Below are 6,736 nucleotides of genomic sequence, written 5' to 3' on the forward strand. Positions count from 1 at the left end.
CGACGCCACCCCGTTCGGGCGGGGTAGCGGGGGGGGGGGGGGGGGGCGCCCCCGGGGGGGGGGGGGGGGGCGGCGCGGCGGCGCGGGGGGGGGGGGGGGGGGGGGGGGCCCCCCCCCCCCCCCCCCCCCCCCCCGCCGCTCAGAAGTCGTCGTCGAAGCTGACCGTGCCGGTCACGCCCACCTGGTACGCCGACACCCGTCGCTCGAAGAAGTTCGACAACTCCTGCACGTCCTGGAGTTCCATGAAGGCGAACGGGTTCTTTGACCCGTACAACGGGGGCAGGTCGAGCTGGGCCAGCCGCCGGTCGGCGACGTGTTGCAGGTACTCGCGCATGTCGGGCAGGGACATCCCGGAGACACCCTGTTCGAGCAGGTCCTCGGCGAACTGCACCTCGCACTCGACCGCCTCGGCGAGCATCTCCCGTACCTGCCGGGCCATCTCGTCGTCGAACAGGTCCGGCTCCTCCTGACGTACGGTGTCGACCACGTCGAACGCGAACGCCATGTGCATCGACTCGTCGCGGAACACCCAGTTGGTGCCGGACGCGAGCCCGTGCAGCAGCCCCCGGGAGCGGAGGAAGTAGACGTAGGCGAAGGCGCCGTAGAAGAACAACCCTTCGATGCAGGCGGCGAAGCAGATCAGGTTGAGCAGGAACGCGCGCCGCTCCTCGCGGGTCCTCAGCTCACGCAGCTCGAAGACGGAGTCGATCCAGCGGAAGCAGAACTCGGCCTTGCGGCGGATCGACGGGATGTTCTCGATCGCGTCGAAGGCGGCGAACCGCTCGCCCTCGTCCGGCACGTACGTGTCGAGCAGGTTCAGGTAGAACTGGACGTGCACGGCCTCCTCGAAGAGCTGCCGGGACAGGTAGAGCCGACCTTCGGGGGAGTTGACGTGCTGGTAGAGGTTGAGCACCAGATTGTTGGCGACGATGGTGTCGCCGGTGGCGAAGAAGGCGACCAGCCGGCTGACCAGGTGCCGTTCGGCCGGCGATAGCCGATCCAGGTCCGCCAGGTCGGAGTGCAGGTCGACCTCCTCGACCGTCCAGGTGTTCTTGATGGCGTCCCGGAAGCGGTCGAAGAAGTGTGGGTATCTCATCGGGCGCAGGGTCAGGTTCATGCCCGGGTCGAGCAACATCGCTGTCCTTGTCGTGCTGGTCATCGTGGTGCCTCACTGTGCGTCAGGATCGTGGACGGAAGCGGGTGGGGCTACTGGCAGGCCTCGCAGGACTCCGGGTTCTCCAGCGAGCAGGCGAGCGTCTCGGCGTCGACGGCCAGCACCGGCCTGTTGATCGCCACGGTGGCCTGCTGGATCCGGGTCGCCGGGCGGGAACGCAGGTAGTAGGTGGTCTTCAGCCCCGACTTCCACGCGTACAGATACATCGAGCTGAGCTTCCCGATGCTGGGGGCACTCATGAACAGGTTCAGTGACTGACTCTGGTCGATGAAGGGCGAGCGGGCGGCGGCGAGATCGATCAGCGCCCGCTGGGGCAGCTCCCAGGCCGTACGGAACAGCTCCCGTACCTCCGCCGGCAGTGCCGGGAGACCCTGGACCGAGCCCTCCGCGCGCTTGATCTCGGTACGGATCTCCTCGGTCCAGAGACCACGCGACTTGAGTTCCCGAACCAGGGCGGTGTTGATCTGGAGGAACTCGCCGGAGAGCGTCTCCCGCTTGAACAGGTTGGAGACCTGCGGCTCGATGCACTCGTAACACCCGGCGATCGAGGCGATCGTCGCCGTCGGGGCGATCGCCACCAGCAGTGAGTTACGCAGCCCGTGGGCGGCGATCCGCTCCCGCACCGTGGCCCAGCGCTCCGACTGCGACGGGGTGACCCCCCAGAGGTCAGGCTGGAGGTGGCCCCGCGCGGCCCGGGTCTGCGCGTACGCCGGATGCGGGCCGAACCGTACGGCCAATTCCGCCGAGGTCTCCAGGGCGGTCAGGTAGATCTCCTCCGAGATCCGGGTGGAGAGTTCCCGCGCCCGGTCGGAGTCGAACGGCATCCGGAGCGCGAAGAACACGTCCTGCAGGCCCATCAGGCCGAGCCCGACCGGCCGCCAGCGCGGGTTGCTCGCCGCCGCCTCGGCGCTCGGGTAGTAGTTGATGTCGATGACCCGGTCGAGGAAGAGCACCGCGGTACGCACCGTCTCGCGCAACCGCTCCCAGTCGAGGTCGTCGCCGGCCACGTGCGCCGCCAGGTTCACCGAGCCGAGGTTGCAGACCGCTGTCTCGCCGTCGCCCGAGACCTCGACGATCTCGGTGCAGAGATTGGAGAGGTGCACCACGTTGCCCGGTTCGGCGGTCTGGTTGCAGAGCCGGTTCGACGGGTCCTTGAACGTCATCCACCCGTTGCCGGTCTGCGCCAGGGTGCGCATCATCCGCCCGTACAGGTCACGGGCCTTGACCTGACGCACGAACCGGCCCGCCGCCTCCGCCGCCCGGTAGGCGGCGTCGAACTCGTCGCCCCACAGGTCCGGCAGCTCCGGCACCTCGGCCGGGTCGAACAGCGACCACACCTCGTCGGCTTCGACCCGACGCATGAACTCGTCCGGTATCCAGTTGGCCAGGTTCAGGTTGTGCGTACGCCGGGCGTCCTCACCGGTGTTGTCGCGAAGTTCGAGAAACTCCTCGACGTCCGGGTGCCACGGCTCCAGGTAGACGCAGGCCGCGCCCTTGCGTCGGCCACCCTGGTTGACCGCCGCCACGCTCGCGTCGAGGGTCCGCAACCACGGCACGATCCCGTTGGAGAGGCCGTTCGTGCCCCGGATCAGCGCGCCCCGGGAACGTACCCGGGACCAGGCGATGCCGATGCCGCCGGCGAACTTCGACAGCTTCGCGACCTGGGCGTACCGGTCGTAGATCGAGTCGAGTTCGTCGCGGGGCGAGTCGACCAGGAAGCAGGAGGACATCTGGGTGTGCGCGGTGCCGGAGTTGAAGAGGGTGGGGGAGCTGGGCAGGTAGGCCAGCGACGACATCAGCCGGTAGAAACCGATCGCCTCGGCCGGGGTCTCGGAGAGTCCGCAGGCGACCCGCAACAGCCAGTACTGCGGGGTCTCCACGGTCAGCCGGGTCACCGGGTGGCGCAGCAGGTAGCGGTCATAGACCGTACGCAGTCCGAAGTACTCGAACCGCAGGTCGGCCGTGGGATCGATCGCGTCGTCGAGTTTCCGGGCGTTGACCGACACGAACCGCGCCGTCTCGTCGCCGATCAGCCCCTGCTCGTGACCGAGCCGGATCGCCTGGCTGAACGAGGCGATGCCCTGGTCGCGTACCTCCTTGTCGACGTACCCGGCGAGCAGCCGGGCGGCGAGTCGGGAGTACTGCGGCTCCTCACCGGTCATCTCGGCGGCGGTCTGGATCGACAGCCGGTCCAGTTCGGCCGTGGTCGCCCCGTCGTAGAGGCCGCTGATCGTCTTCGTGGCCACCCGCAGCGGGTCGATCTCGGTCAGATCGTCCGCCCACCGCGCCACCGCCCGGACGATCTTCTGTACGTCGACCGGCTCGGTCGCACCGTTGCGCTTACGGACGTGCATCTGCGTACGGCGTTGACCCGGTGCGAGTGGGTTTCCCTCGCCCGTCACCATCTCCGTGACCGTCACCTGTCACTCCTCGTGCTCGTCGTCGACGAGGTCCGAGCGCGCAGGCAGGCGGAGACGCGCAGCCCAGGGGGTCGCGTCGCAGCCGTCGACCGTCCCGCGCGGTCTCGGACCGCCGCGCTCGGTTCGCCGGGCGCGGCGCTACTGGCAGGTCTTCGGACTCGCGGGCGCGGCCACGGAAACCCGTGTCCTCCTACTGGCCGTCGCTTCCCAGGAGGTGACCGGCGGGTGCCGGTGCTCCCAGTGCTCTGTGACGGCGGTCGTTCCCACTCACCGCTGCGGGGCAGTCCCGGATTCACACCGGGTTCCCTGTTGCCTCAGCCGGCTGGATGTCCGGCTGAACCAGTTGCGTCACGAACTATATATGGGGCGGTAGGGATAAACGAACACCAGATGTCGTGTCGCGTTCGTGTCCTGGTGGGATCGCCCCCGGCCCACCGGATACCGACCGCACGGCCGAGGTGCACCGCACGGCGAGAGGCCCATCGCTGACAGCTCGGCACAAGGTGACTCTCCGGCCACTTCAGGTGAGAAGACCGACGCATAACCATGGAGGCGTGTCGGGTTGGGCGCCGGGCGTACGTTTCGGTCGAGCACGACCACGAAGCAGTGGGCGTGCCCGCCTGCCCCGAGGGATGCCTAAGGTGGGCCGGATGAGAGACGAGACGAAGTTCGCGTTGATCGGGTTCGGCTGGCGGGCGCAGGCGTTCTGGCGGTTGTCCGCCGCGTTGCCCGACGTGACCTGCGTCGGGGCTGTGGTTCCCACACCCCGGACACTGCCGGTGCCGTACTTCGGTTCGCTCGCCGACTGCCTGGCGACCGCCCGCCCGGACTTCCTGGTGACCGCCCTGCCCCGAGCGGTGAACGCGGACGTGGTCACGGCGGCGGTGGCGAGTGGCGTGCCAGTGCTGACCGAGACCCCGCCCGCGTCCGATGTCGCCGGACTGCGTCGGCTCTGGGACGAGGTCGGCGAATCCGGCCTGGTCCAGGTCGCCGAACAGTATCTGCTGATGCCCGCACACGCCGCCCGCGCGGCGGCGGTCCGCTCCGGGATCATCGGTACGCCGACCCAGGTCCAGGTCTCCTCGACGCACCAGTACCACGCCGTCTCCCTCATCCGTGGCCTGCTCGGCGTCAGTCACGACCCGGCCACCATCCGGGCGAGTCGGACCACCGCACCGCTGCTCGACCCGCAGACCCGCCAGGGCTGGACCGACGACCCGACACCGAAGCCCGCCACCACCACCATCGCCACCCTGGACTTCGGCGACGGCCGCTCCGGGCTCTACGACTTCACCGACAACCAGTCACGCAACCAACTACGGTTCCGGCGACTCCTCGTCCGGGGCACCCACGGGGAGCTACGCGACGACGAGATCGTCCACCTGGCCGCACCCCGGGCGATCGTGCGCACACCCCTGGTACGGCGGCAGACCGGTCACGACCTGGACCTTGACGGCTTCGACACCGAGACCATCACCCTTGGTTCCGAAGTCCTCTACCGCAATCCCTATCCGGGCCTGCGCTGGAACGACGACGAGATCGCCACCGCGACCCTGCTCCAGGCCATGGCCGCATGGGTACGCGGTGAAGGCCCGCCGCCGTACCCACTGGCCGACGGGGCACAGGACCACCTGATCGGCCTGGCGGTCGAAGAGGCCGCCGACACCGACCGTACGGTCACCACGACCACCGAGGCGTGGGCGCTCGGCTGAGCTGTCGCACCAACCGAAGAGCGGTCAGGCGAACCGGTAGCCGGTCAGGTACTCCGGCACCGCGATCCTGGTCCCGGGGGCGCCGGATCGACTCAGCGTACGGCGGTGGCCATCCGACGTACCGCTTCGGTGATGATCTCGGGGGAGGTGGCGAGGTTGAACCGGACGTGGCCGGTGCCACCGGTGCCGAAGTCGGGTCCGGGCACGAACGCCACCCGGCCACGTGCCAGGAACACCTCCGCCGGGTCGGCGGGCAGATCCAGGGCGCGACAGTCCAGCCAGGCCAGGTAGGTGCCGTCCGGCGGTCGGTACCGGACCAGTGGAAGCTCCTCGGCGAGCAGTTCGCCGAGGAGCTTCCGGTTGTCGTCGAGGCCCGCCAGCAGGTTGTCCAGCCAGGAGCCGCCGAGTCGTAGCGCCGCGCTGTGGGCGATGACGCCGAGGTGGCTGGGGCCGTCGCCGACCTCCGGTGGCATCCGTGCCAGGTCGACCGCCGCTTCCGGTCCGGCTACCGCCACCGCAGCCTTGAGTCCGGCCAGATTCCATGCCTTCGACGCCGAGAGCAGCGCGAAGGCGTTCGCCGCGGCGGGCAGCGACAGGTACGGAACGAAGGTCGCGCCCGCGTACACCAGCGGCGCGTGGATCTCGTCCGCCACGACCCGTACGCCGTGTCGCTCGGCCAACTCGGCGACCGTGGTCAACTCCTCACGGGTGTGCACCGTCCCGGTCGGGTTGTGTGGGTTGCAGAGCAGGTAGGCGGCGCGCCGCCCGCCGACCACGGCTTCGGCGAACGCCCGGTCCAGGGCATCCGGGTCGAGCCGGTGCCGCACGTTCAGCGGGGCCTCGACGATCCGCCGGTCGAGGCTGCGCAGGAACTGGTAGAAGGGCGGGTAGACCGGGGGGTTGACCACCACGGCGTCGCCGGGACCGGTGACCAGTTTGAGCACTTCGACGATACCCATCATCACGTCCGGTACGACCGTGGTGTGCGCGATCTCGGGCGTCCAGCCCCACCGTTCGGTGGCGAACTCGGCGACTGCCTCCGCGTAACCCGTACCGTGCGGATATCCGGTGTCGCCGAGCGCTATCGCCTCGGTGAGTGCCCGGACGACCGGCTCGGCCAGGGGTACGTCCATCTCCGCGACCCAGAGCGGGAGTACGTCCGACGGGTACCGCCGCCACTTCTCGCTCGTACGGCGGCGTAGCTCGTCCAGCGACTCGTGAAAGGGGCTGCCCACGGTCGCAGACGTTACCCCAGTCGTGATCGATCCGTCCCGTACCCGATGTGGGTGAACCTCCGGCCGAAACGAGGGGTGGGGGGGGCCCCCCCCCCCCCCCCCCCCCCCCCACCCCCCCCCCCCACACCCCCCCCCCCCCCCCCCCACCCAACAACACGGACTCCGATACAATAAAACACTAACTGGCAATTATTT

4 protein-coding genes and 1 riboswitch are annotated in these 6,736 nt (G+C 69.3%); of the genes, 1 reads left to right on the forward strand and 3 read right to left on the reverse strand.

The window, feature by feature from the left end; genetic code table 11:
• Positions 1 to 139 precede the first annotated feature (139 nt).
• Together ACIBF5_RS32450 and ACIBF5_RS32455 are read right to left on the reverse strand one after the other, a co-directional pair.
• Positions 140 to 1,159 (reverse strand): ribonucleotide-diphosphate reductase subunit beta, encoded by a 1,020-nt coding sequence (locus ACIBF5_RS32450; protein WP_396816714.1) that lies wholly within the window; start codon positions 1,157 to 1,159, stop codon positions 140 to 142.
• A gap of 47 nt (positions 1,160 to 1,206) precedes the next feature.
• Positions 1,207 to 3,579, reverse strand: coding sequence for a ribonucleoside-diphosphate reductase subunit alpha (locus ACIBF5_RS32455; RefSeq protein WP_396816717.1), 2,373 nt, complete (start codon positions 3,577 to 3,579; stop codon positions 1,207 to 1,209).
• Between the two features lie 140 nt (positions 3,580 to 3,719).
• Positions 3,720 to 3,953: riboswitch (cobalamin riboswitch) on the reverse strand.
• A 291-nt stretch (positions 3,954 to 4,244) separates the two neighbouring features.
• On the opposite strand from ACIBF5_RS32455, the gene ACIBF5_RS32460 reads away from it, so the two are divergent.
• On the forward strand, positions 4,245 to 5,306 hold the full coding sequence (locus ACIBF5_RS32460) for a Gfo/Idh/MocA family protein (RefSeq protein WP_396816715.1): 1,062 nt from the start codon (positions 4,245 to 4,247) through the stop codon (positions 5,304 to 5,306).
• 92 nt (positions 5,307 to 5,398) lie between these two features.
• Here ACIBF5_RS32460 and ACIBF5_RS32465 read toward each other — a convergent pair whose 3' ends face one another.
• On the reverse strand, positions 5,399 to 6,541 hold the full coding sequence (locus ACIBF5_RS32465; protein WP_396816716.1) for a MalY/PatB family protein: 1,143 nt from the start codon (positions 6,539 to 6,541) through the stop codon (positions 5,399 to 5,401).
• Positions 6,542 to 6,736: the final 195 nt, after the last annotated feature.

The organism is Micromonospora sp. NPDC050417 (genome assembly GCF_044458865.1).
Taxonomy (GTDB): domain Bacteria; phylum Actinomycetota; class Actinomycetes; order Mycobacteriales; family Micromonosporaceae; genus Micromonospora_G.